Consider the following 23,335-nt stretch of genomic DNA (forward strand, 5'->3'; position numbering starts at 1 on the left):
CAGGGTAACCGGGGTCTCGCGCCCTGCCCAATCGGACCGATGGCCGTCAGGGCGTCTGTCGGGCGGCGCGATTGGCCTGCAGGGTGCGCGTCAGCAGCGCGCGCAGCGCCGCCGGGCGCACCGGCTTGAGCAGCAGCTGGTAGCCGCCGCGCTTGATCGCCTCGGCGACCTCCTCGGTGCGGTCGGCGGTGATCACGATGCCGGGCACCGGCCCCTGGCAGCGCTCGAGCAGGGCTTCCAGCGCCATCAGCCCGGTGACCTCGTTGTCGAGATGGTAGTCGGCGAGGATCGCGTCCGGGTCGGCGTCGAGATGGCGCAGGATCGACTTGGCCCCGCCGATCGAGGTGGCCGTGAACACCTCGCAGCCCCAGCCGGTGAGCATCGCCTTCATGCCCTCGAGGATCAGCGTCTCGTTGTCGATGCAGACGATCCGCGTGCCCTCGAGCTTGTTGCCGGCGCGCCGCGCGGCGGGCTCGGTCGATGCGCTGGCCGCCTCCCCGGCCTCGACCACCGGCACGTCGACGGAAAAGACGGTACCCACGCCCTCCCAGGAGCGCACCCGGATCGGATGGTCGAGCACGCGGCTCATGCGGTCGGCGATCGACAGCCCCAGCCCCAGCCCCTTCTCGCTCTCCTTGTGGCGCGAGGCCTGGTCGAGGCGGCGGAACTCCTGGAAGATCTCCGCCTGCTTGGCGGCGGGGATGCCCGGGCCGGTGTCCCAGACCTCGATCGACAGCCGCCGGCCGTGACGCCGGCAGCCCAGCAGCACGCGGCCCTGCTGGGTGTAGCGCAGGGCGTTGGAGAGAAAGTTCTGCACGATGCGTCGCAGCATCTGGGCGTCGCTGTCCACCCAGCAGGTGGTGGGCACCACGTCCAGGTCGAGCCCGCGCTCTTCGGCCATCACCTCGAACTCGGCACGCAGCGGGCGGAAGATGTCGGCCAGGGCGAACTGGCTGCGCCGCGGCGTCAGAGCGCCGGCGTCGAGCTTGGAGATGTCGAGCAGGGTGCCGAGCAGTTCCTCGGCGGCCTGCAGCGAGTTGTCGATATGCCCGATGGTGCGCCGGTGGTCGTCGTCGAGCGACTCCTGGGAGAGCGCCGAGGTGAACAGGCGTGCGGCATTGAGCGGCTGCAGCAGGTCATGGCTGGCGGCGGCGAGGAAGCGGGTCTTCGAGGCGTTGGCGTCCTCGGCGACCTGCTTGGCCTGGCGCAGGGCCTGCTCGGCCTCGGCGCGCACGCGGTTCTCCTGGCGCAGGGCGGCGTTGGCCTCGGACAGCGCCTGGGTACGCTCGCGCACGCGCTCCTCGAGGTTCTCGTTGGTCTCCTTCAGGGCGATCTCGGCCAGCCGGCGCTCGGTGATGTCCTGATAGAGGGCGAAGAAGCCGAGGATCGCGCCGCTGTCGCCGAAGTGCGGCGTGTAGGTGACCAGCATGTAGCGGACGCCGCCGTCGCCGTCGTCCAGGGAGATCTCGAAGCTGACCCGTTCGCCGTCCAGGGCACGGCGCATCCAGGGCGCGCGCTCGCGGGCCACGGTGGCCGGCATGACGTTCTCCACGCGCTTGCCGATCACCTCGTTGCGGTCGACGTGGAAGACCTGTTCGTAGGCGCGGTTGGTGAAGAGGTAGCGGCACTCCTTGTCGAAGTAGGCGATCAGCGCCGGCACGTTGTCGGTGTAGATGCGGATGTTGTTCTCGGAGCGGATCAGCGCTTCCTCGGTGCGCTTCTGCTGGGTGATGTCCTGGTAGGTGTAGACGAAGCCGCCGCCGGGCATCGGGTTGCCCTGGACCTCGAGCACGGTCCCGTCCTGGCGGTAGCGCACGTAGCGGTGCGGATGGCCCTGGCGGATGTTGTCCATCAGCAGCTCGACGTGCTCCTCGGGATCGCCGGGACCGTACTCGCCGTTGTGGGCGTTGTAGCGCAGCACCTTGTCGAAGGGCGCGCCGACCCGGATCAGATGATCGGGGAAGCGGAACAGCTCCAGGTAGCGCTGGTTCCACACCACCAGGCGCAGGTTCTGGTCGACCACGCTGATGCCCTGGTTGATGTTCTCGATGGTCGCCTGCAGCAGGGCGCGGTTGAACTCGAGCACCTGGGAGGCCTCGTCGACGATCGAGATCACGTCCGAGATGCCGATGCCGCGCCCCTGCAGCGCCGAGTTGACGACGATGCGCGCCGAGGAGGCGCCCAGCACCGAGGCCAGGAAGCGCTCGGTGAACTGGATGACGTCGATCGAGGCGCGGGCGTTGTAGTCCAGGGTCTTGCCGTTGCGTCGCGCGAAGTCGTCGAAGGCGCGTTCGACCTGGTCGGCGCTCAGGAAGCGCTCGCACAGCACCTTGAGATCGCCCACCGTGGTGGCGCCGGTCCAGGGCCGGTTGACCGAGGTCTGGCGGGTCTCGACGCTGTCGACGAACAGCGAGGCCTGGATGCGCTCGACCACCCGCTGCGGGGTGACCTGGGAGACGAAGATGTAGCCGATCAGGTTGGCGCCCAGCGACAGCATCACGCCGTGGGTGAAGGGGCTGCCCACGCTCAGCCCGAACAGCTGCGCGGGGGACAGCCAGTCGATGCCGAAGGGGCCGCCGGCCAGCCACTCGCCGGGCACCACCCCGGCCTTCATCAGCGCCGGCAGCAGCAGGGTGTAGGCCCAGATCGCGAACCCCAGGTTCATGCCCACGATCACGCCCAGGCGGTTGCCGCGCTTCCAGTACAGCCCGCCGATCAGCGCCGGGGCGAACTGGGCGGCGGCGGCGAAGGAGAGCATGCCGGTGGAGGCCAGCGAGCTGAATTCGGCGATCAGCTGGTAGAAGACGTAGGCCAGCGCCAGGATCACCACGATGGTCACCCGACGCGCGCGCAGCACCAGCCGGCCGTAGTCGCGGGCCTTGGTGTCGAACCAGCGCAGCCGGAACAGCAGCGGGATGACGATCTCGTTGGAGATCATGATCGACACCGCCACGGTGGCGACGATCACCATGCCGGTGGCCGCCGAGAAGCCGCCGATGAAGGTGGCAAGCGATAGCCAGTCGCTGTCCAGGGCGATGGGCAGGGCCAGCACGAAGGTGTCCGGCTCGATGGTGCCGTCGGGAAACAGGGTCAGGCCGGCGGCGGCCAGCGGCAGCACGAAGAAGCCGAAGGCCACCAGGTAGAGGGGGAACAGCCAGCGCGCGCGGGCGGCGTCGTCGCGGTGGGTGTTCTCGACCACGGTGACGTGAAACTGACGGGGCAGGCAGAACACCGCCAGCATCGCCAGCAGGGTCTGGGCCCAGAAGCTCTGGCCGAAGTCCTGCTCGGTGAGCTGCCGTTCCAGCTGCAGGTAGTGATCAGCGCGTCCGAGCACGTCGCCGAGGCCGTCGAACACCCCCCAGGTGACGTAGGCGCCCAGCGCCAGGAAGGCGCCCAGCTTGACCACCGACTCGAAGGCGATGGCGTGGATGAGTCCTTCGTGGTGCTCGGTGGCGTCGGTGTGGCGAGTACCGAAGAGGATCGCGAACAGCGCCATCACCACGGCGACATAGAAGGCCGTGTCGGCGAACAGCGGCGCCCGGGTGACGTCGGTGGACGCGGTGAGCACCGTGAAGGCCGACGACACCGCCTTCAGCTGCAGGGCGATGTAGGGCAGGGTGCCGATCAGCGCCACCAGGCTGGCGAACGCCGCCAGCGACTGGGTCTTGCCGTAGCGCGAGGCGATGAAGTCGGCGATCGAGGTGACGTTCTGGCGCTTGGCGATGCGGATCATCTTGGCCAGCACCGGCCAGAACAGCCCGAAGGTCAGCAGCGGGCCGATGAAGATGCTGGCGAACGACCAGCCGGAGGTGGCGGCCTGACCCACGGCGCCGTAGTAGGTCCACGAGGTGCAGTAGATGGCCAGCGCCAGGCTGTAGATCACCGGGCGACGGCTCGCCGGGCCGTGGCGACGGGCATGCCGGTCGCCGCGCCATGCGATCAGGAACAGGATGGCGATGTAACACAGCGAGACGGCGATCAGCAGCCAGCCAGCAAACATGAGCACTCCCCCTTGGTTTGCCGCCATTCTAGGGGAATGCCTGCCACGAGGGCAGTCATGGTTTCGGGGCTCAGGTGCCCCTACAGACGGCCCGGTAGAGCGGCGCCGAACGCTCGAGGTGACGCAGCGACTGGGTCAGCGGCTGGCGGGTCTCGTCGGCCAGAGGCACCAGGTCCCGGGCCTCGCAGTTGAGCAGATAGCGGCGGTGCGAGACCTGATCGGCCGGCTGGCGCTCGAAGTGGTAGAGGATGAACTCGACGAGACGCGCACCGTCCGCGTGCCGGGTGACGAGGTTGTCGTGGTCGATGACGTCGAAGCCGGTGGTCAGCGGGGCGAGGTAGGTCCAGGGGCGCCAGAACATCTGTTCATCCTGCCTGGAGATTACCTGCGCGGATGCCGGCAGCCGGGCCTGCTTGTTGTCGAACCAGGTGTATTCGTAGTGGATCTGGTAGGCGAGCATCCCCAGCCCGCCCAGCGCCGGCACGATCCAGCGCGGCAGGCGCTTGCCGCTGAGTTGTCGCAGGATCAGGCCGATCCCCGCGGCGCCGAGACCGGCGAAGATCGCCGCGATCAGTTGCCAAAGCATGTCGTTCCCTTGTCAAGACGCAAACGGGCTTCCCGCAGGAAGCCCGATGAAGTGTGATCCCGCGGCCCGGGCCAGCCGGGCCGGAGGCCATTATGGCTCAGTGGTCGACGGCGCCACCAGCACCCTTGGGATAGCGCACGCTTTCCACCAGGTCCTGGATCTCCTGCGGCGGTTGCTCGCTCGCATTGGAGACGATGTAGGCCACGGCGAAGTTGATGATCGCGCCCACGGCACCGATCGACAGCGGCGAGATACCCAGCACCCAGTTGGCCGGGGTGTCCGCCAGGTTGTTGGTGCCGGGAATGAAGAACCAGCCCTTGTAGACGAAGATGTACACCAGGGTGAAGAGCAGGCCGGTAAGCATCCCGGCGATGGCGCCCTTGTTGTTCACCCGCTTGGAGAAGATCCCCATCATCAGCACCGGGAACAGCGAGGCGGCGGCGATGCCGAAGGCCAGGGCCACCACCTGGGCGGCGAAGCCCGGAGGATTGGCGCCCAGATAGGTGGCGACGACGATGGCCACCGACATCGAGATGCGCGCCGCCAGCAGCTCGCCCTTCTCGGTGATCCTGGGGTTGATCGCCCCCTTGATCAGGTCGTGGCTGATCGCCGAGGAGATCGCCAGAAGCAGCCCGGCCGCGGTGGACAGCGCCGCCGCCAGACCGCCTGCGGCGATCAGGCCGATCACCCAGCCGGGCAGGTTGGCGATTTCCGGGTTGGCCAGCACCAGGATGTCGTTGTTGACGGTCAGCTCGTTGCCCTTCCAGCCGCGGTCGGAGAAGTCGGCGGACGGGTTGTAGAACTGGATCTTGCCGTCGTTGTTCTTGTCCTCGAAGGTGATCAGTCCGGTCTCCTCCCAGGTGCGGATCCAGTTGGGACGATCCGCGTAGGCGATGGAATCGGCGGCCGCGGCGTCGTAGTTCTCGACCTGGCCGGCCATCTCCGGGTAGATGGTGGTCATCAGGTTCAGGCGTGCCATGGAGGCCACGGCCGGCGCGGTCAGGTAGAGCAGGCCGATGAACACCAGCGCCCAGCCGGCGGACCAGCGCGCGTCGGCCACCTTGGGCACGGTGAAGAAGCGCATGATGACGTGGGGCAGGCCGGCGGTACCGATCATCAGCGACAGGGTGAACAGCACCATGTTGAGCTTGTTGTCGACCATGCCCGTGTAGGAGTTGAAGCCCAGCGCGGTGACCACCTCGTTGAGCTTGGACAGCAGCGGCTCGCCGGAGGCGGTGTGGTCGGAGAACAGACCCAGTGCCGGTATCGGGTTGTCGGTCAGTTGCAGCGAGATGAACACCGCCGGAATGGTGTAGGCGATGATCAGCACGATGTACTGGGCCACCTGGGTGTAGGTGATGCCCTTCATGCCGCCCAGCACCGAATAGAAGAACACCACGATGGCGGCGATGATCAGACCGGTGGTCGCGTCGACTTCCAGGAAGCGCGAGAAGGCCACGCCGGCACCGGCCATCTGGCCGATGACGTAGGTCACCGAGGCCACGATCAAACAGACCACCGCCACCATGCGCGCCGTGCGACTGTAGAAGCGGTCACCGATGAATTCCGGCACCGTGAACTTGCCGAACTTGCGCAGGTAGGGGGCCAGCAGCATGGCCAGCAGCACGTAGCCGCCCGTCCAGCCCATCAGGAAGGTGGAGTTGGCGTAGCCGCCGGCGGCGATGAGGCCGGCCATGGAGATGAACGAGGCCGCCGACATCCAGTCGGCGCCGATCGCCATGCCGTTGGTGACCGGGTGCACACCGCCCCCGGCGACGTAGAAGTCCTTGGTCGACCCGGCCTTGGCCCAGATGGCGATGCCGATGTAGAGGGCAAAGGAAGCGCCGACGAAGAGAACGTTGATCGCGAACTGACTCATGCTGGCTTACTCCCCGAGTCCGTATTGCTTGTCCAGCCGGTTCATCTTCCAGGCGTAGAAGAAGATCAGGCCAATGAACGTCAGGATGGAACCCTGCTGGGCGAACCAGAAGCCCAGGTCGGTGCCGCCGACAGGGATGCCGGCCAGCATGGGGCGCAGCAGGATGGCGAAGCCGTAGGACACCAGTGCCCAGACGATCAGGCAGCCGGTGATCAGGCGAAGGTTGGCCTTCCAGTAGGCCTCCGCGTTGCTTTTTTCTTCTGCCATGGTGGTGCTCTCCGCGTGCTTGTAATTAGGAAGATATGGCCTCGAGGGGAATTCAGGTCCGGCGGGGAACCTGGCTCTCCTTGCTCGTCATGCCATTTGCTCTCGACCATTGGATGGCAATGGAGCGTCAGAATAGTGACGATTCATGCCAAGAAAAGGTCTCCCTGGCGGTCTTGTTTATTGTCGCGACGGGAAGCGTTTTCCGCTGTCATGAAACCTGTGTTTTTCATGGAACTCGGAAAGGGTCGCGGTGTCCGGTTGCGTAGGCAATAGTGGTCAACAGTCGGAAAAAATAAAATCCCATACTTTGGTATTATAAAATGAAAGGGTGAAAAAACGTTTTCAATTTTCTGTTTTTTATCAAATGGTTGGGTGTCGTTTTCGGCGGTGGGTCTTTGAAAGGGGGCTGAGCATAGAACGATGGTATAGCCGTTTCGGGGTAGGCAAATAGTCTAACGCAAGGTGCTGATAGAACATTGGTCTATGTTCATTTGAAAGACGATAAGCTGGTATTCTAGGTTGGGTGTCGTGGATGTCGCGATACGTTCTGAAGATGCCATGAACTTGCGGCGGCCCTGTCGAGACCCGGGTGGCGGTGACGCCGGCATTCCCCGCTCGCCCTTCCGAGGCCTCGTTGTGTCGGAAGCCTGTCGAGGCAGTCCCGGTTCGACGAAGGCCAGGGTGATTGATTCAATGGCTCGCCTGCCGGGGGTTGCCGGCGGGGCGAGGCCGTCACGACGAGGGCGACATGATGGTCGACATCGATCTCTCGCAGGCACCGTTCTCGCTGCTCGACGAGGCGGGGCGGCAACGTGTCCGTGGCGGTGTCGACCTGGCCTACTATGACACCGACGAGATCATCCTCGATGCCGGCCAGCCCGGCGAATACGTCTTCCTCATCCACAAGGGAGAGGTCGCCGAACTGGACGCGGCGACCTCCGAGCGGATCGGCCATTACACCGCCGGCGACCTGTTCGGCGCGATCAGCATCCTCAACGGCCAGAGCCGCTATCGCTTCATCGCCGAGCAGGAGAGCCTGTGCTATCTGCTGCCGCGTGCCCTGTTCGAGACGCTGTGCCGCGAGCATCCGGCCTTCGCCGACTACTTCCGCCAGAGCCTGACCGACAAGACTCGCCTGCTCGCCGAGCGTCGCACGGCGGGAGGCATCACCATGGCCGGCTTCATGCTGGCGCGGGTCGCCGAATGCATGCGCGAGCCGCGCCTGATCGACGCCGACGCCAGCATCGCCGAGGCCGCCTCGCGGCTGCGCGAGACCGGTGCCGACAGCCTGCTGGTGGCGGCGGCGGGGCGTCACGGCATGCTGACCAAGACCGATCTGCTCGACGCGCTGATCGGCCAGTCGCTCGACCGTCACGCCGCCGTGCTGGGCGTGGCTCACTTCCCGCTGATCACCGTGCGCCCCGACGACTATCTGTTCCAGGCGCTGATCGTCATGACCCGCCACGAGGTGGAGCGGGTGGTGGTGGTCGAGGACGAGCAGCCGGTGGGCGTGGTCGAGCTGACCGACGTGCTGAGCTTCTTCTCGAGCCGCTCCTACACGGTCAGCCTGGAGCTGGAGCAGGCCGAGGACCTCGATGCCCTGGCGCGTGCCAGTGCGCGCCTGCCGGGACTGGTCAAGGCGCTCATGGCCCAGGGCGTCAAGCTGCGCTTCGCCATGGAGCTGCTGGCGGCGCTCAACGGACGGATCATCAGCAAGGCCTTCGACCTGACGGTGCCGGCCGCGCACCACCGGGACAGCTGCCTGATGGTGATGGGCAGCGAGGGGCGCGGCGAACAGATTCTCAAGACCGACCAGGACAACGGCCTGATTGTCGCCGACGGCGCCGACTGGCCCGGGCGCGCCGAGCAGATGAACCGGTTCATCGAGCGGCTGCTGACGCTGGGCTATCCGCGCTGTCCGGGCAACATCATGGTCAGCAACCCGCAGTGGGTGGACAGCCTCGGCGGCTGGCGACAGCGCATCGGCCGCTGGGCCGAGCGGCGCGACGGCGAGGCGCTGATGAACCTGGCCATCCTGCTCGACGCGCACGCCGCGGCCGGCAACCCGGCCCTGCTCGAGTCGCTGCGCGAGGCACTGTTCGCGCGCTGTTCCCACGACGAGCTGCTGCTGTCGCACTTCGCCCGTCCGGTGCTGAGTTTCTCCACGCCGCTGACGCTGTTCGGCTCGCTCAAGCGGCCGACGCACGGCATCGACATCAAGAAGGGCGGGATCTTCCCGATCGTCCACGGAGTACGAACCCTGGCGCTCGAGCGGCGCATCCGGGCCACCTCGACCCTGGCCCGGCTCGATGCCCTGGTGGCCGACGGCCGCCTGGAGGCCGAGTTCGCCGCGGATCTCGGCGAGGCGCTGTCGCTGTTCGCCGAGCTGCGTCTCAACCAGCAGCTGGCCCGGCTCGAGGGCCATGCAAGGCCCGAGGACGACGCCAACCTGGTGGTGGTCCAGCGGCTGTCGACGCTGGAGCGTGACCTGCTGCGCGAGGCGCTGCACCTGGTCAAGGAGTTCAAGCAGCGCCTGTCGTACCGCTTTCATCTGGAGTATTCGTGATGCTGCGATCCCTGCGCCGGGCGGCCGACCGCCGTCGTCAGATCAACGGGCGTTACGGCTGGCTGTTCAACCCGTACACCGGCGACGAGCTGGTGGCCATCGACTGCGAGACCACCGGACTCGACCCGCGCACCGCCGAGCTGGTGTCGCTGGCGGCCGTCTGCATCAAGGGCGATCGGGTGCTGACCAGCGGGGCGCTGGACCTGCGCCTGCAGCGCCCGGCGAGCCTCGGTGCCGACTCGATCAAGATCCACGGGCTGCGCGGCGTGGATCTCAACGACGGCCTGCCGGTGGACGAGGCGCTGGAGGCGCTGCTCGACTTCATCGGCAATCGGCCGCTGCTGGGCTGGTGCGTGGACTTCGACATCGCGGTGATCAACCGCCACCTGCGGCCGCGCTTCGGCTTCGACCTGCCCAACGCCACCGTCGACCTGGCCCAGGCGTATCGTCGCCGGATGCGGCGCACCCAGCCGCAGGTCGAGCCGCACATGGCGTTCGAGAGTGTCGCCCGGTCGCTGAAGGTACCGCTGATGCAGCGCCATACCGCGCTCGGGGATGCGGTGACCACCGCGCTGATGTATGTCCGCCTGAAGCAGGGGGCCTGCGAGGCCGTCTAGGGACGGGCGTGGGGGGCCGACAATCAACCAATAAAAAGGAAGGAGAATTCGGGTGCTGGAGTTGCAGAATCTGTGTCTGTTCGCGGGGCTGGGCCTGGTGCTGTTCGTGTGCGCGAGGTACGCCCGTCGCACCCACGAGCTGCGCAGCGTGGTGCTGTTCTGGGAGCGCCGGCTGGTGCTGACCCGCCAGGAAACGCACCTGCAGCGGGCCGGGGTGGTGCTGCTGTCGCTGGGTGTGGCGCTGCGCTATCTGCTGGTGCTGCAGGGCGCGTGACGCCGCGCCACGGGCGTCGCAACTGACCGGAGGGGGTGGTAGCATAGGCGCGCCTTCCATTTCCCCGCGTGTCGCCTTTCCCATGCAAGCACTTACCGGTACCCAGAAACGCGAGTTCAACAAGCTGCAGAAACGCCTGCGTCGCCAGGTCGGCAACGCCATCATCGACTACGGCATGATCGGCGAGGGCGACAAGGTGATGGTCTGCCTGTCGGGCGGCAAGGATTCCTACACCATGCTGGAAATCCTGCGCAACCTGCAGCGCAATGCGCCGGTGAACTTCTCGCTGGTGGCGGTCAACCTGGACCAGAAGCAGCCCGGCTTCCCCGAGCACGTCCTGCCGAACTACCTCGACGGCATCGGGGTCGACTATCACATCCTCGAGCGTGATACCTATTCGGTGGTCAAGGAGAAGACGCCGGAGGGCAAGACCACCTGTGCGTTGTGCTCGCGACTGCGGCGCGGCTCGCTGTACGGCTTCGCCGAGGAGATCGGCGCGACCAAGGTGGCGCTGGGCCACCATCGCGAGGACATCCTCGAGACGCTGTTCCTCAACATGTTCTACGGCGGCAGCCTCAAGGCGATGCCGCCCAAGCTGCTATCCGACGACGGCAAGAACATCGTCATCCGCCCGCTCGCCTACTGCCGCGAGGCCGACATCGCCGAGTTCGCACGGCTGATGGAATTCCCGATCATTCCCTGCAACCTGTGCGGCTCGCAGCCCAACCTGCAGCGTCAGGTGGTCAAGGAGATGCTCGCCGAGTGGGAGAAGACGCACCCCGGGCGACTGGAGACGATGTTCAAGGCGGTGACCAACGTCGCGCCGTCGCAGCTCGCCGATCGTGAGCTGTTCGACTTCGCGGGGCTCGAGGCGAAGCAGCAGCGGTTGAACGCCTCGCGCATCGAGGCGTTCGACCTGCTGGCCCGGGAGGCCTGAACCGCGGCGCGCAATGCGCGCCGGCTCAGTGCTCGTGATCGCCGGCCGCCAGGGCCTCCAGGGCGTCGAGGTCGAGGATGTGCACCTCGCGGCCCTGCACGTCCACCAGCTTGTGCTGCTGGAAACGGCCGATGATGCGGCTGACGGTCTCCACCGCCAGGCCCAGGTAGTTGCCGATATCGGCGCGGGCCATCGACAGGCGGAAGCTGTAGGGCGAGTAGCCACGGCGGCGGAAGCGCGACGACAGGTTGACGATGAAGCTCGCCAGGCGCTCGTCGGCGGTCTTGCGCGACAGCAGGCGCAGCATGCGGCGGTCGTCGCGCAGCTCCTTGCTCATGCTGCGGTAGAGCTGGTTGCGCAGCTCCGGCAGTGTCTCGGAGAGCTGGTCGAGGCGATCGAAGGGGATCTCGCAGACCGTGGTGGTCTCCAGGGCGATGATACTGCCGGGATAGTGCTTCTCGTCGATGCCGTCGAGCCCCACGAGCTCGCTGGGCAGGTAGAAGTTGGTCAGCTGGTCCTCGCCGTCGCCCTCGCTGGTAATCTGCTTGAGACTCCCCGAGCGCACCGCGAAGACGCTGGTGAAGGCATCCCCCTGGCGCAGCAGCGCCTCGCCTTTCTTGAGCGGCGCACGGCGCTGGATGATCGCCTCGAAGCGGTCCATCTGGTTGAATTCCAGCGCCAGCGGCAGGCACAGGGAACTCAGGCTGCAGGTCTGGCAGCGGGCTTCCTGCAGCCGGGGGCGGCGGGCGTGAAGGGCGTGACTCGCCATGTGGGTCTCCCGAACGATCAAGACTCTTTCCCTATGGTAGTCCCTATGCGGGGCAATAATCGATGAGGGATTCATTAAAGTTTGCTGTTAGAGAATCCGGGAGTGGCGACCCTGGTGACCGCTGGTGCGAGTATCGAAGGCCATCGCCAGGTGGCGCACCAGCAGCCGGCCCAGCGGCGTGACCGCGAGCCGGTTGCCGTGGCGCGTGATCAGGCCGTCGCGCTCGGCCGGCGCCAGGGCGCGCAGCGAGTCGGCCAGACAGGCCGCGGCGTCGAGGCCGAAACGCTCGCCGACGGCGTCCAGATCCAGTGCCAGGTCGCACATCAGGCGCTGAATCACGAAGGCGCGCAGGCGGTCGTCGGCGGTACGGCGCAGACCCCGGGCGGTGGGCAGGCGGCCGGCGTCCAGGGCGGCCTCGTAGTCGTCCAGGCGCACCGGGTTCTGGGCGTAGCAGTCGTCGAGGTGGCTGATCGCCGAGACGCCCAGCCCCACCAGGTCGCATTCGCCGTGGGTGGTGTAGCCCTGGAAGTTGCGATGCAGCCGCCCCTCGCGCTGGGCGACGGCCAGGCTGTCGTCGGGGCGGGCGAAATGGTCCAGGCCGATGTGCACGTAGCCGGCCGCATCCAGCCGCTCCCGGGTGTCCATGAGCATGGCCAGCTTCTCCTCGGGAGCCGGCAGGGCACCGGCGTCGATGCGCCGCTGGGGCTTGAAGCGCTCCGGCAGGTGGGCGTAGTTGAAGATCGACAGCCGCGCCGGGGCCATGGCGATGACCTGCTCCAGGGTGTCGGCGAAGGTGGTGCGGGTCTGGTGCGGCAGGCCGAGGATCAGGTCGAGATTGAGCGAGTGGAACCCCAGCCGGTGCGCCTCCTCGACCAGGTTCTCGGTCAGCTGGCGCGGCTGCACGCGGTTGATGGCACGCTGCACCTCGGGATCCAGGTCCTGCACGCCGAGGCTGATGCGGTTGAAGCCCAGCGCCTGCAGGTGGCGCAGGGTGAGCACATCGGCCTCGCGCGGATCGATCTCGATGGCATAGTCGCGATCGGCCGCGCTGGACAGCCCGAAGCGGGCGTGCAGGCGGTCGATCAGGTCGCTCATCTGGCCCAGGGTCAGGAAGGTCGGCGTGCCGCCGCCCCAGTGCAGCTGGCGCACCTCGCGGCCGGTGTCGAGGTGGCGCGAGGTCAGCACCATCTCGCGATCCAGGCGGCTCAGGTAGCCTTCGCTCAGCGAGGTGTCCTTGGTGGCGATCTTGTTGCAGGCGCAGTAGAAGCAGATCCGGCGGCAGAACGGGATATGCACGTAGAGCGACAGCGGCCGCCCCGAGGCATTGCTGCGGGTCAGCGCCTCGATGTAATCCTCGGCGCCGAACGCCGGCGAGAAGTCCAGCGCGGTCGGGTAGGAGGTATAGCGCGGCCCCGCGTGCGCATAGCGGCGAATCAGCTCGGCTTCGCGGGCGGCGGCAACGGGGGGATCGACGGCGATGGCGGACATGACGGACTCTCGAACCGGAAACGACAGTGTCATGCTACGCCGCCGTACCCGGCGGGCGCCTGACCTGCGTCAAGCGGCGGGCGCATGGTGGCCCGTCATGGCGGCGACCAGCCCCCATAACTGCCACAGCGCAAAGCCCAGCAGCAGCAGGGCGGCCAGGGTCCGGCCCAGCGGGTGGCGGACCAGCCGGGTCAGCCGGTGGGCGGCGGCGCCGGTGACCAGCAGCGCCGGCAGGGTGCCCAGCCCGAAGGCGCCCATCAGCAGCGCGCCGTGCCAGCCGCCGCCGGCGGCCAGGCTCCAGGCCAGCATCGAGTAGACCAGCCCGCAGGGCAGCCAGCCCCAGATCGCGCCCAGCGCCACGGCCCGGGGCACATGCACCACCGGCATCAGGCGCCGACCGATGGGCTCCAGGTGGCGCCACAGGTGGCGCCCGCCGGCTTCCAGGCGGGTCAGCCCGCGCCACCAGCCGGCCAGGTAGAGCGCCATCATCACCAGCAGCGCGATGGCCAGGCCCTGCAGCACGAAGCGGGCCCGGGGGACGCCGTCGCCGATCCAGCCGCCCAGCGTGGCGATCAGCGCCCCGGCCAGCATGTAGCTGGCGATGCGCCCCAGGTTGTAGCCGAGCAGTAGTCCGCCCAGGCGCAGCGGACTGCGCAGGCTGGGCGGCACGGCGAAGCTCAGTGCACTCATGATGCCGCCGCACATGCCGATGCAGTGGGCGCCGCCGAGCAGCCCCACCATGAAGGCGGCGGCCAGCGGCGGCAGGTCGGGGGTGGCCGGGGGCATCATGCTGGCGGGTCCTGACGCGGCCCCTGGTGGGCGTCATCTTCCTGCGGAGCCGGGTCGGGCATGCCGTCGTGTCGGCGCTGGCGGGTACCCGGCAGGTCGCCCTCGTCATCATCGAACAGGATGCGATACGCGGGGCCTTCCAGGTCATCGAACTGGCCCGAGCGCACCGCCCAGAAGAAGGCCCACACGGCCAGCCCCAGCAGCAGCAGCGACAGTGGAATCAGCAGATACAGGATGCTCATGGTGCGGCCTCCTCGGGGTCGGAGAGCGGGGTGGCGGCGTCACGGCCGAGACGCAGGGCATTGCCCACCACCACCAGCGAGCTGCCCGCCATGCCCAGCGCGGCCGCCCAGGGCGGTACCAGACCGGTGGCGGCCAGCGGCAGCGCGCAGAGATTGTAGCCCAGCGCCCAGGCGAGGTTCTGGCGGATCAGCCGCCGGGTCCGGCGCGCCAGCGTCACGGCCTCGGCCAGCCGCCCCAGGCGCGGGGTCAGCAGCACGCCGTCGGCGCGCGTGCGGGCGAGGTCGGTGGCCTCGTTCATCGCCAGCGAAACATCGGCGGCGGCGAGCACCGGGGCGTCGTTGATGCCGTCACCGACCATGATCACCCGTTCGCCGGCGGCCTGCCGGGCCTGCACATGGGCCAGCTTGGCCTCCGGGGTGGCCCGGCCCTGCCAGTCGGTCACGCCCAGCCGGCGGGCCAGGGCGGCCACGGCGGGGGTATCGTCGCCGGAGAGCAGTTCCACGGCAAGCCCGGCGTCCTGGAGCGCGGCGACGGCGTGCTCGGCGCCGTCGCGCAGGGTGTCCTCGAGCCGGAACCAGGCCAGCGGGGTCGTCGACTCGGCCAGCAGCAACCATTGGCCGTCGCCGGCCGGTGGCGCGGGCGGGGCGTCCATGACGGCGTCGGCGCGTCCCAGCCGCAGGGCGCGGCCCGCCACCTCGCCGCTCAGGCTGCCCGCCGCCTGGCGGGTGACGCCGCACGCGGTCGTGCCGGGAACGCGGTAGGGCGCGAAGGCGTGGGCGATGGGGTGCTCGGAGTGGGCCTCAAGCGCGGCAGCCAGCGCCCGGGCCCGGGCGGCGTCGAGCCCCGCGGCGAGAGGGTGCGTCTCGGCGAGCCGCGGGCGCCCCCGGGTCAGGGTGCCGGTCTTGTCGAAGATGACCCGGGTGGCGTCGGCCAGGTGCTCGATGGCATCGGCGCGGGTGAGCAGCACCCCCCGTCGACGCAGCCGGCCGTGGCAGGCGGACAGGGCGGCGGGCATGGCCAGCGCCAGGGCGCAGGGGCAGGTGACCACCAGCACCGAGATCGTCACCCACAGCGCCCGCGAGGGGTCGATCGCCAGCCAGGCCAGGGCCACGCCCAGCGCGATCAGCAGCACGCCGATGACGAAGCGGTGCGCCAGCCGGGCGGCGGTGTCCAGCAGGCGTGGGCGTTCGCTGAACGCGCGGTCGGTGAGGGCGAGGATCTCGGTGGCCCGCGAGGTGCGGGCGGCGTGGGTGACGCGCACGGTCAGGGCGGCGTCGAGGTTGAGGCTGCCGCCGGTGACGGCCTCGCCAGGGCCGCGGGACACGGGCTGCGACTCGCCGGTCAGCAGGGCCTCGTCGAGGCTCGAGGCGCCGTCGAGAATCACGCCATCGACCGGCACGCCCTCGCCGGGGAGCACGCGAATGCGATCACCGGCCACGAGCCGTGTGGCGGGCACGACCTGCTCTCGGCCGGCGGCATCGAGGCGCAGCGCGCTGCGCGGCAGCACCCCGGCCAGGGCATTGCCGCTGCGGCCGTGGCGATGACGGGCGCGCATCTCGAGATAGCGGCTGCCCAGCAGCAGCGCGGTGAACATGGTCACCGAGTCGAAGTAGACCGGCCCGCCGGTGGCGACGCCGTAAGCGCTGGCCAGATAGGCCCCCAGAATGGCCAGCGTGACCGGCACGTCCATGCCCAGGTGACGACTGCGCAGGTCGCGCCAGGCGCCGCGCAGGAAGGGCCGGGCGCAGTAGCCCACCACCAGGGTGGCCAGGGCCAGCGACAGGGCGTTGAAGAGGGCCTGGAAGTGGGCACTCATGCCGCCGTCGCCGGCGATGTAATGCGGGATCGAGAACATCATCACCTGCATCATGGCGATGGCGGCGACGATCAGGCGGCGCGCTGCCCGGCGCTCCTCGTGCTGCTGGTGCTGCTGGGCTGCGTCGGGCATGTAGGGCTGGGCCGGGTAGCCGATCGACGCGAGCTCGGCGAGGATCCGCGACAGCGCCAGGTGGCGGCGATCCCACTCCAGGTACAGACGATGGTGACTGAGGTTGACCGCGCTGCGCGTCACGCCGTCGAGGGCGTTGAGGCGGTGCTCGATCAGCCAGGCGCAGGCCGCGCAGGTGATGCCCTCCACCGCCAGGGTGACGGCCGCCCGTTCGGCGTCGAGCGGGTGCAGGAAATCGGCCTGCAGCTCGGGGTCGTCGAAGACCCGCCAGGTCTCCGGCCGGGCGCGGCGGCCGGTGTCGGGGCGCTCGGGCAGCCGGGTGCGAAAGCGGTAGTAGCCATCCAGGCCGCCGGCGATGATGGCCCGGGCGACGGCCTCGCAGCCGGGGCAGCACAGGGGCCGCGGGGTGTCGTCGACGTGGACCCGCCAGGGGGCCCCGGCCGGGACCGGCGCGCCGCAGTGAAAGCAGGGCGTGGCCGCCGCCCCGGTCATGGCGCCTCCGCATGGGGGGCCAGCCACTGCGCCCGGGTCTGGGGCAGGCGGATCTCGCCGGTGAGCCGCCAGGCGGGCTCGGCCACGTCCGGGTGCAGCTGCACGTACCAGCGATAGCGCAGCGCGCTGGGCAGCTGCCCGCTGTAGTGCCCGCCGCGCAGCCGGCGCAGCGTGATGTGCCGGTCACGCCCGCCCTGGGTGGGGAACAGCAGGGCGAGGCGCAGGCGCTCGGGACGGGCGTCGCCCTCGAGGGTCACGGTGACGTCGCCGGTGACGTCGTCGATGCGCAACCGAGCGCGCTGGCCCAGCTCACGTGCCGTCTTGTCCTGCTCCAGCACCCGGTTGATGGCCAGGCCCTTCTTGTAATAGTTGTCCACCACCATGCCGTCGAAGCTGGTGATCGACATCACCAGGGTGGTGGTGCCCATGATCACCGCCATGGCCAGGATGCCGAGCAGGAACCAGGGCCAGAATTCCTTGTACCAGGGGCGTACCGGGGGGGGCATGGTCATCTCCTTGCCGGTCCCAGGAAGCGGGCTTCCTTGGTCAGGCTGATGTGGGGGGCATCGACGGCGATGATCGCGAGGCTGAACGCCTGGCTGGGGGCGCCCAGCGAAGCGGTGGGGGCGACGATCGACAGCGCCAGGCTGCGGCTGGCGCCGGGGGCGAGCGTGAGGTGCCGGGTGTCGCTCAGGTGCAGGCCGTCGATGCCGCGCAGGGCGAGCCGGTAGCGATGGGCCTGGGTGTCCATGTTGCGTACCCGGAGCGTGTAGGCATTGCGGATGCCGCCCCCGGCGGTGACGTCGTAGAGCTGGTGGCGGTCGCGCTCGAGGTCGGCGTCGAGCGGCACCCGGGCGGTCAGCTGCCAGGCCAGCAGTGCCACCATGGCCAGCAGCGCCGCCAGGTAGCCGATCAGGCGCGGGCGCAGCCAGCGTGTGGGGCGTCCCCCGAGGGCGTGCTCGGTGGTGTAGCGGATCAGCCCGCGGGGTCGGCCCGTGCGATCCATGACCTCGTCGCAGGCATCGATGCAGGCCGCGCAACCCAGGCAGGCGTACTGCAGGCCGTCGCGGATGTCGATGCCGGTGGGGCAGACCTGCACGCAGCGCTGGCAGTCGATGCAGTCGCCCGGCGTCGCGTCCGCGGCCAAGGCGCGGCGTCGGCCGACCGTGCGCGGCTCGCCCCGGGCGGCGTCGTAGGAGACGATCAGCGTGTCCTTGTCGAACATCACCGACTGGAAGCGGGCGTAGGGGCACATGTAGAGGCAGACCTGCTCGCGCAGCCAGCCGGCGTTGAGGTAGGTGAACAGCGTGAAGAACCCGGTCCAGAACAGCGCCCAGCCGCCGACGTCGGCGCCGGCGAGGTCCGTGATCAGGGTGCGGATCGGCGTGAAGTAGCCGACGAAGGTCACCCCGGTGGCCAGGGCGATGAGCAGCCAGATGGCGTGCTTGGCAAGCTTGCGTCCGCGGGCGGCGGCGTCCAGTGGGCCGGCGCTCTGGCGGATGCGCCGATGGCGCGAGCCTTCCAGGCGTTGTTCGACCCAGATGAACAGCCAGGTCCACACGCTCTGCGGACAGGCGTAGCCGCACCACACCCGCCCGGCGACCACCGTGACCAGGAACAGGCCGAAGGCGCCGAGGATCAGCAGCCAGGCGAGCAGGGTGGCGTCCTGGGGGTAGAAGGTGGTGGCGAAGACGTGGAACTGGCGCGCGGGGATGTCGAACCACACCGCCTGGCGGCCGTCCCAGGTCAGCCAGGGCAGGCCCGCGTAGAGCGCCAGCAGCAGCCAGTCGAGGGCGCGCCGCAGCCGCTGGAAGCGGCCCTTGACGGCGCGCACGTGGATCGGCTCGCGCCTGGCGTAGAGCGAGACGCGGGTCGTGGCGTCGTGGAGCGGTATCCTGTCGGTCATGAAACCCCCTCGACTGTCGAGCGATCGGTGCGCGCCCCGCCGTTCGATCAATGGGTCAGGCTGTAGATGTACGCAGCCACCAGGTGCACCTTGTCCTGGCCGAGGAACGGCGCCTGCGCCGGCATGTGGCCCTTGCGCCCCTGATGCAGGGTGTCCAGCACGGCTTCGCGCACCGGCTGGCCGGGATGGCGGTAGAGCCAGGCGTCATCGGTAAGGTCCGGCGCACCGAGGGCGGGGTTGCCGGTGGCGTCGACGCCATGGCAGCCGATGCAGGTTGCCGAGAACAGCGCCTTGCCCTTGGCAGCACGGGTGCGGTCATGCTCGGCGCCGGACAGGCTGGCGACATAATTGGCCAGATTGCGCAGGTTGTCGTCGCCGAGCTGGTTCCAGGCCGGCATCACGCCGCCACGCCCCTGGGCGATGCTTTGGGTGATCGCCTGGGGCGAGCCGCCGTAGAGCCAGGCATCGTCGGTGTGGTTCGGATAGCCGAAGCCACCCCTGGCGTCGGAGCCGTGGCAGGCGGCGCAGTTGTTGAGATAGAGCCGTTCGGCGATGCGCATGGCCTCGTCATCCTTGGCCAGCTCGGGAATCGCGGTCTGCCGGTAGCGTTCGAAGATCGGTGCGTAGCGCGCCTCGGCCCGCTCCATCTCGGCCTGCCACTGGCCTTCCTGGGTCCAGCCCAGCAGGCCGCGGAAGTTGCCCAGGCCCGGGTAGAGTGCCAGGTAGCCCAGCGCGAAGATCAGGGTGCCGATGAACAGGATGAACCACCAGCGCGGCAGCGGATTGTCGTACTCGTCGATGCCGTCGGCGCTGTGGCCGGTGGTCTCGACGTTGCCCCGGGCGTCGGGGCGCTTGTCGGTCTTGCGGTTGCCGAACAGCACCCAGGCGCAGAAGGCGATGGTGCCCAGGGTGATGACGATGATCCAGCCGCTCCAGAAGTCGGACAGGGCGTTGCCCCACAGGTCGTTCATGCGTCGTTGTCCTCCTGCTTGTCCCGTGCCCGGGGCGGTTCTTCGTCGTCATCGGCGAAGGGCAGCCGGCTGGCCTCGTCGAAGTCGTCCTTGCGGCGCCGGGAGAAGGCCCAGGCCACCACGCCCAGGAAGGCGATCATGATCAGCAGCGTCATCACGCCGCGGAAGGTTCCGATATCCATGACTCAGCGCCTGTCCTCGATGACGGTACCCAGTTGCTGGAGGTAGGCCACCAGCGCGGTGATCTCCTTCTTGCCCTGCACGGCATCCCGCGCGCCGGCGATCTGCTCGTCGCGGTAGGGCACGCCGAGCTCGCGCAGGGCGCGCATCTTGTCGGCGGTGTGCGCGCCGTCCAGGGTGTCGTCGAACAGCCAGGGGTAGGCCGGCATGATCGACTCGGGTACCACGTCGCGGGGATTGTAGAGGTGCGCGCGATGCCACTCGTCGCTGTAGCGGCCGCCGACCCGCGCCAGGTCCGGCCCGGTGCGCTTGGAGCCCCACAGGAAGGGATGGTCGTAGACGAACTCGCCGGCCACGCTGTAGTGGCCGTAGCGCTCGGTCTCGGCGCGGAACGGGCGGATCATCTGCGAGTGGCAGTTGTTGCAGCCTTCGCGGATGTAGATGTCGCGGCCCTCCAGCGCCAGGGCGGGCAGCGGCTCGAGCCCCTCCACGGGCTGGGTCGTCTCCTTCTGGAAGAACAGCGGGACGATCTCGGCCAGGCCGCCGAGGCTGATCACCACCAGGATCAGCACGGCGAGCAGGCCGACGTTCTTTTCAACGATCTCGTGTTTCATGCGTCTCGGCGTCCCCGTTGGTTCAGGCGGTTCGGGCGGCGGGCTGGGCGTCGCGAGCGCCGCCGCGGACGGTCATGGCGACGTTGTAGGCCATCAGCAGCATGCCGCCGAGGAAGAAGCCGCCGCCGATCCAGCGCACCACGTAGCCGGCATGGCTGGCCTCGAGGGTGTCGATGAAGGTGTACATCAGCGTGCCGTCGTCGTTGACGGCGCGCCACATCAGCCCCTGCAGGACGCCGTTGACCCACATCGCGGTGATGTAGAGCACCGTGCCGATGGTCGCCATCCAGAAGTGCACGGCGATCAGCTTCACCGAGTACATTTCCTGCTGCCCGTAGAGGCGCGGGAACAGGTGATAGAGCGAGCCGATGGTGATCATCGCCACCCAGCCCAGTGCGCCGGAGTGGACGTGGCCGATGGTCCAGTCGGTGTAGTGGGACAGGGCGTTGACGGTCTTCACCGCCATCATCGGGCCCTCGAAAGTTGACATGCCGTAGAACGACAGGGCGACGACCAGAAAGCGCAGGATGGGGTCGGTGCGCAGCTTATGCCAGGCGCCGGAGAGCGTCATCATGCCGTTGATCATGCCGCCCCACGAGGGCGCCAGCAGGATGATCGACATCACCATGCCCAGCGACTGCGCCCAGTCGGGCAGGGCGGTATAGTGCAGGTGGTGGGCGCCGGCCCACATGTAGGTAGTGATCAGTGCCCAGAAATGCACGATCGACAGCCGGTAGGAGTAGATCGGCCGCCCGGCCTGCTTGGGCACGAAGTAGTACATCATGCCCAGGAAGCCGGCGGTGAGCAGAAAGCCCACGGCGTTGTGGCCGTACCACCACTGGGCCATGGCGTCGACCGCGCCGGCGTAGGCCGAGTACGACTTGGACAGCGACACCGGGATCTCGGCCGAGTTGACGATGTGCAGCACGCCGATGGTGAGGATGAAGCCGGCATAGAACCAGTTGGCGACGTAGATGTGCGAGGTGCGGCGCCGGCGGATGGTGCCCAGGAAGACGGCGGCGTAGGCGATCCACACTGCGGCCAGCAGCAGGTCGACGGGCCACTCGAACTCGGCGTACTCCTTGGAAGTGTTCCAGCCCAGGTTGAGCGTCACCAGGCCGGAGACGATCACCGCCTGCCAGCCCCAGAAGGTGAAGGCCGCCAGGCGGTCGGAGACCAGCCGCGCCTGGCAGGTACGCTGCACCACGTAGTAGGAGGTGGCCATCAGCGCGGAGCCGGAGAAGGCGAAGATCACGGTGTTGGTGTGCATGGGACGCAGGCGGCCGAAGCTCGTCCAGGGCAGCCCCAGGTTGAGCTCGGGCCAGATCAGCTGGGCGGCGATGAGCACCCCCAGGCTCATGCCCAGGATGCCCCACACCACGGTCATGATCGCGAACTGGCGAACGACCTTGTAATTATAGGTTGGGTGTTCCAGTGCTTGGCTCATGTCAGTTTCCATCTGGCGCGGTGGTGGCGTACCCGGATGCGGAGCATGCCCGGCGCGCTCGGCGCCTGCGCTGATCTCCATCAAGCCCGGCGGGGTCGAGGATACGCTCACGGCAGTATAGTCGCTGTCTACATTTTATGTATACAACGAATGGATACAGTATGAAAGCGAAGCAGGACGCGTCGCCGACCCCCGCGTCGCGAGAGCGCGTAGAGAGCGTTGCGGGGCTGGGGCCGCTGATCGTCCGCGGCGAGCCGCGCCACGGCCGTCTGCTGCTGGCGCACGGCGCCGGGGCCGGTCACGATGCGCCCATGCTGGTCGCGCTGCGCGAGGCGCTGGCCGGGCGGGGTGTGCAGGTGCTGGCCTTCGAGTTCGCCTACCTGCAGCGCATGCGCACGGAGCAGCGCCGCCGGCCGCCGCCGCGTGCCGAGCGGCTGGTCGAAGAGTTTCGCGCCTGGCGTGCGGCAGTGGCTCCGCTCGGCGAGGCCCCGCTGTGGTTGGGCGGCAAGTCCCTGGGCGCCCGGGTGGCCAGCCTGCTGGCGGCGGAGGACGGCGCGCCAGGGCTGGTGCTGTGCAGCTATCCCTTTCATCCGCCCGGCAAGCCCGAGCGGACACGGCTCGCGCACTGGCCGCGGCTGGCCTGCCCGACCCTGGTGCTGCAGGGCGACCGGGACCCGTTCGGCCGGCGTGACGAGGTCGAGGACTATGCGCTGCCGGACTGCGCCGAGGTGCACTTTCTCGCCGACGGCGAGCACGACTGGCGCCCGCGCAAGGCCTCGGGGCGCACCCGGCAGGCGCTGATCGACGAGGCGGCGGATCGGGTGGTCCCTGCCATGGCGAGGGTCGGGCGATAATGCGGGGTTGTCCCGCCGGCGAGCTTTCGCGTCGACAACCGAGCCGGTGCAGGTCGCAAAGCAATTGCGGCTGGCTCTAGCAAAGGGCGCCGGGGATAGGTCGAAGAGGGGGTCCTACGCCATGGATGGCGTAGGTAGCGCCCATGGATGGGTTCACAGCGCCCCCTCATAGACCTGTCGACGGATCAGCCCTTGGCGACAACACTAGCTACGATAGCTTGGGAGCGGGTCGCAAAAGGCGTTGACATTGCTCGGGTGGCCTGTAGAATGCAGCGCCACGTGACCGGGTGGTTAGCTCAGTCGGGAGAGCACCAGCCTTACAAGCTGGGGGTCACTGGTTCGAACCCAGTACCACCCACCAATCACGTCGAAAAAGATGCGGACCGGTAGTTCAGTCGGTTAGAATGCCGGCCTGTCACGCCGGAGGTCGCGGGTTCGAGTCCCGTCCGGTCCGCCATTCCCTTTCCGGGTCCCCTCTCTTCGCGTTTCCTGCCTGTTACCTATTCGC

At 68.4% G+C, this 23,335-nt stretch carries 20 protein-coding genes and 2 tRNA genes; 7 read left to right on the forward strand and 15 right to left on the reverse strand.

Annotated elements, in window-relative coordinates; genetic code table 11:
• Positions 1–46 precede the first annotated feature (46 nt).
• The 4 genes from G7A98_RS04235 to G7A98_RS04250 form a co-directional block, all read right to left on the reverse strand.
• The gene (locus G7A98_RS04235; RefSeq protein ID WP_163648241.1) at positions 47–4,000 is read right to left on the reverse strand and encodes a NahK/ErcS family hybrid sensor histidine kinase/response regulator; all 3,954 of its coding nucleotides are present in this window, start codon (positions 3,998–4,000) and stop codon (positions 47–49) included.
• A 70-nt stretch (positions 4,001–4,070) separates the two neighbouring features.
• Positions 4,071–4,586, reverse strand: coding sequence for a hypothetical protein (locus tag G7A98_RS04240; RefSeq protein ID WP_163648242.1), 516 nt, complete (start codon positions 4,584–4,586; stop codon positions 4,071–4,073).
• 97 nt (positions 4,587–4,683) lie between these two features.
• Positions 4,684–6,465, reverse strand: coding sequence for a sodium:solute symporter family protein (locus G7A98_RS04245; RefSeq protein ID WP_163648243.1), 1,782 nt, complete (start codon positions 6,463–6,465; stop codon positions 4,684–4,686).
• A gap of 6 nt (positions 6,466–6,471) precedes the next feature.
• Positions 6,472–6,732 carry a DUF4212 domain-containing protein gene (locus G7A98_RS04250; protein ID WP_163648244.1) on the reverse strand — a complete coding sequence of 87 codons (261 nt, stop codon included), beginning with the start codon at positions 6,730–6,732 and terminating at the stop codon, positions 6,472–6,474.
• Between the two features lie 751 nt (positions 6,733–7,483).
• Here G7A98_RS04250 and G7A98_RS04255 point away from each other — a divergent pair.
• From G7A98_RS04255 to ttcA, 4 genes are all read left to right on the forward strand, one after another.
• A complete protein-coding gene (locus G7A98_RS04255; RefSeq protein WP_163648321.1) occupies positions 7,484–9,298 on the forward strand; it encodes a DUF294 nucleotidyltransferase-like domain-containing protein in 1,815 nt (604 codons plus the stop codon).
• Positions 9,298–9,915, forward strand: coding sequence for a 3'-5' exonuclease (locus G7A98_RS04260; protein WP_163648322.1), 618 nt, complete (start codon positions 9,298–9,300; stop codon positions 9,913–9,915). The genes G7A98_RS04255 and G7A98_RS04260 overlap by 1 nt, the downstream gene beginning before the upstream one ends.
• Positions 9,916–9,967: 52 nt before the next feature.
• Positions 9,968–10,189 (forward strand): hypothetical protein, encoded by a 222-nt coding sequence (locus G7A98_RS04265; RefSeq protein ID WP_240464667.1) that lies wholly within the window; start codon positions 9,968–9,970, stop codon positions 10,187–10,189.
• Between the two features lie 82 nt (positions 10,190–10,271).
• Positions 10,272–11,126: a tRNA 2-thiocytidine(32) synthetase TtcA gene (gene ttcA, locus G7A98_RS04270; protein WP_163648245.1), complete on the forward strand. Its 855-nt coding sequence runs from the start codon at positions 10,272–10,274 to the stop codon at positions 11,124–11,126.
• Positions 11,127–11,151: 25 nt separating this feature from the next.
• On the opposite strand, the gene fnr is transcribed toward ttcA, so the two are convergent.
• From fnr to ccoN, 11 genes are all read right to left on the reverse strand, one after another.
• Entirely contained in the window at positions 11,152–11,895 is a 744-nt protein-coding gene (fnr, locus tag G7A98_RS04275; protein ID WP_163648246.1) for a fumarate/nitrate reduction transcriptional regulator Fnr, read from the reverse strand.
• Positions 11,896–11,982: 87 nt separating this feature from the next.
• A complete protein-coding gene (gene hemN / locus G7A98_RS04280) occupies positions 11,983–13,383 on the reverse strand; it encodes an oxygen-independent coproporphyrinogen III oxidase (RefSeq protein WP_163648247.1) in 1,401 nt (466 codons plus the stop codon).
• 69 nt (positions 13,384–13,452) lie between these two features.
• Positions 13,453–14,169 carry a sulfite exporter TauE/SafE family protein gene (locus G7A98_RS04285; RefSeq protein ID WP_163648324.1) on the reverse strand — a complete coding sequence of 239 codons (717 nt, stop codon included), beginning with the start codon at positions 14,167–14,169 and terminating at the stop codon, positions 13,453–13,455.
• Positions 14,169–14,414 carry a cbb3-type cytochrome oxidase assembly protein CcoS gene (gene ccoS, locus G7A98_RS04290; RefSeq protein WP_163648248.1) on the reverse strand — a complete coding sequence of 82 codons (246 nt, stop codon included), beginning with the start codon at positions 14,412–14,414 and terminating at the stop codon, positions 14,169–14,171. Before ccoS ends, G7A98_RS04285 begins: the two co-directional genes overlap by 1 nt.
• Complete coding sequence (locus tag G7A98_RS04295; RefSeq protein ID WP_163648249.1) at positions 14,411–16,855, reverse strand: heavy metal translocating P-type ATPase; 2,445 nt, start codon at positions 16,853–16,855, stop codon at positions 14,411–14,413. The genes ccoS and G7A98_RS04295 overlap by 4 nt, the downstream gene beginning before the upstream one ends.
• The gene (locus G7A98_RS04300) at positions 16,852–17,361 is read right to left on the reverse strand and encodes a FixH family protein (protein ID WP_346427259.1); all 510 of its coding nucleotides are present in this window, start codon (positions 17,359–17,361) and stop codon (positions 16,852–16,854) included. Before G7A98_RS04300 ends, G7A98_RS04295 begins: the two co-directional genes overlap by 4 nt.
• A 2-nt stretch (positions 17,362–17,363) precedes the next feature.
• Positions 17,364–18,761 (reverse strand): cytochrome c oxidase accessory protein CcoG, encoded by a 1,398-nt coding sequence (gene ccoG, locus G7A98_RS04305; RefSeq protein ID WP_163648251.1) that lies wholly within the window; start codon positions 18,759–18,761, stop codon positions 17,364–17,366.
• 47 nt (positions 18,762–18,808) lie between these two features.
• Complete coding sequence (ccoP, locus tag G7A98_RS04310; RefSeq protein ID WP_163648252.1) at positions 18,809–19,732, reverse strand: cytochrome-c oxidase, cbb3-type subunit III; 924 nt, start codon at positions 19,730–19,732, stop codon at positions 18,809–18,811.
• Positions 19,729–19,914: a cbb3-type cytochrome c oxidase subunit 3 gene (locus G7A98_RS04315; RefSeq protein WP_163648253.1), complete on the reverse strand. Its 186-nt coding sequence runs from the start codon at positions 19,912–19,914 to the stop codon at positions 19,729–19,731. The genes ccoP and G7A98_RS04315 overlap by 4 nt, the downstream gene beginning before the upstream one ends.
• A gap of 3 nt (positions 19,915–19,917) precedes the next feature.
• Positions 19,918–20,526 (reverse strand): cytochrome-c oxidase, cbb3-type subunit II, encoded by a 609-nt coding sequence (gene ccoO / locus G7A98_RS04320; RefSeq protein ID WP_163648254.1) that lies wholly within the window; start codon positions 20,524–20,526, stop codon positions 19,918–19,920.
• Positions 20,527–20,548: 22 nt separating this feature from the next.
• On the reverse strand, positions 20,549–21,973 hold the full coding sequence (gene ccoN / locus G7A98_RS04325; RefSeq protein WP_163648255.1) for a cytochrome-c oxidase, cbb3-type subunit I: 1,425 nt from the start codon (positions 21,971–21,973) through the stop codon (positions 20,549–20,551).
• A gap of 161 nt (positions 21,974–22,134) precedes the next feature.
• On the opposite strand from ccoN, the gene G7A98_RS04330 reads away from it, so the two are divergent.
• The 3 genes from G7A98_RS04330 (at position 22,135) to G7A98_RS04340 (ending at position 23,284) form a co-directional block, all read left to right on the forward strand.
• Entirely contained in the window at positions 22,135–22,827 is a 693-nt protein-coding gene (locus tag G7A98_RS04330; protein ID WP_240464668.1) for an alpha/beta family hydrolase, read from the forward strand.
• Positions 22,828–23,112: 285 nt separating this feature from the next.
• A tRNA-Val gene (locus tag G7A98_RS04335) sits at positions 23,113–23,188 on the forward strand.
• A 19-nt stretch (positions 23,189–23,207) separates the two neighbouring features.
• Positions 23,208–23,284, forward strand: a tRNA-Asp gene (locus G7A98_RS04340).
• Positions 23,285–23,335 lie beyond the last annotated feature (51 nt).

This window comes from Modicisalibacter sp. 'Wilcox' (assembly GCF_010993675.1).
GTDB lineage: Bacteria > Pseudomonadota > Gammaproteobacteria > Pseudomonadales > Halomonadaceae > Modicisalibacter > Modicisalibacter tunisiensis.

Coding starts and splice junctions, on each gene's coding strand:
- G7A98_RS04250 (WP_163648244.1), bottom strand. CDS start 6,732: ATGGCAGAAGAAAAAAGCAACGCGGAGGCCTACTGGAAGGCCAACCTT.
- ccoP (WP_163648252.1), bottom strand. CDS start 19,732: ATGAACGACCTGTGGGGCAACGCCCTGTCCGACTTCTGGAGCGGCTGG.
- G7A98_RS04285 (WP_163648324.1), bottom strand. CDS start 14,169: ATGCCCCCGGCCACCCCCGACCTGCCGCCGCTGGCCGCCGCCTTCATG.
- ccoG (WP_163648251.1), bottom strand. CDS start 18,761: ATGACCGACAGGATACCGCTCCACGACGCCACGACCCGCGTCTCGCTC.
- G7A98_RS04235 (WP_163648241.1), bottom strand. CDS start 4,000: ATGTTTGCTGGCTGGCTGCTGATCGCCGTCTCGCTGTGTTACATCGCC.
- ccoO (WP_163648254.1), bottom strand. CDS start 20,526: ATGAAACACGAGATCGTTGAAAAGAACGTCGGCCTGCTCGCCGTGCTG.
- G7A98_RS04315 (WP_163648253.1), bottom strand. CDS start 19,914: ATGGATATCGGAACCTTCCGCGGCGTGATGACGCTGCTGATCATGATC.
- hemN (WP_163648247.1), bottom strand. CDS start 13,383: ATGTCCGCCATCGCCGTCGATCCCCCCGTTGCCGCCGCCCGCGAAGCC.
- ccoN (WP_163648255.1), bottom strand. CDS start 21,973: ATGAGCCAAGCACTGGAACACCCAACCTATAATTACAAGGTCGTTCGC.
- fnr (WP_163648246.1), bottom strand. CDS start 11,895: ATGGCGAGTCACGCCCTTCACGCCCGCCGCCCCCGGCTGCAGGAAGCC.
- ccoS (WP_163648248.1), bottom strand. CDS start 14,414: ATGAGCATCCTGTATCTGCTGATTCCACTGTCGCTGCTGCTGCTGGGG.
- G7A98_RS04240 (WP_163648242.1), bottom strand. CDS start 4,586: ATGCTTTGGCAACTGATCGCGGCGATCTTCGCCGGTCTCGGCGCCGCG.
- G7A98_RS04300 (WP_346427259.1), bottom strand. CDS start 17,361: ATGCCCCCCCCGGTACGCCCCTGGTACAAGGAATTCTGGCCCTGGTTC.
- ttcA (WP_163648245.1), top strand. CDS start 10,272: ATGCAAGCACTTACCGGTACCCAGAAACGCGAGTTCAACAAGCTGCAG.
- G7A98_RS04330 (WP_240464668.1), top strand. CDS start 22,135: ATGAAAGCGAAGCAGGACGCGTCGCCGACCCCCGCGTCGCGAGAGCGC.
- G7A98_RS04245 (WP_163648243.1), bottom strand. CDS start 6,465: ATGAGTCAGTTCGCGATCAACGTTCTCTTCGTCGGCGCTTCCTTTGCC.
- G7A98_RS04260 (WP_163648322.1), top strand. CDS start 9,298: ATGCTGCGATCCCTGCGCCGGGCGGCCGACCGCCGTCGTCAGATCAAC.
- G7A98_RS04295 (WP_163648249.1), bottom strand. CDS start 16,855: ATGACCGGGGCGGCGGCCACGCCCTGCTTTCACTGCGGCGCGCCGGTC.
- G7A98_RS04255 (WP_163648321.1), top strand. CDS start 7,484: ATGGTCGACATCGATCTCTCGCAGGCACCGTTCTCGCTGCTCGACGAG.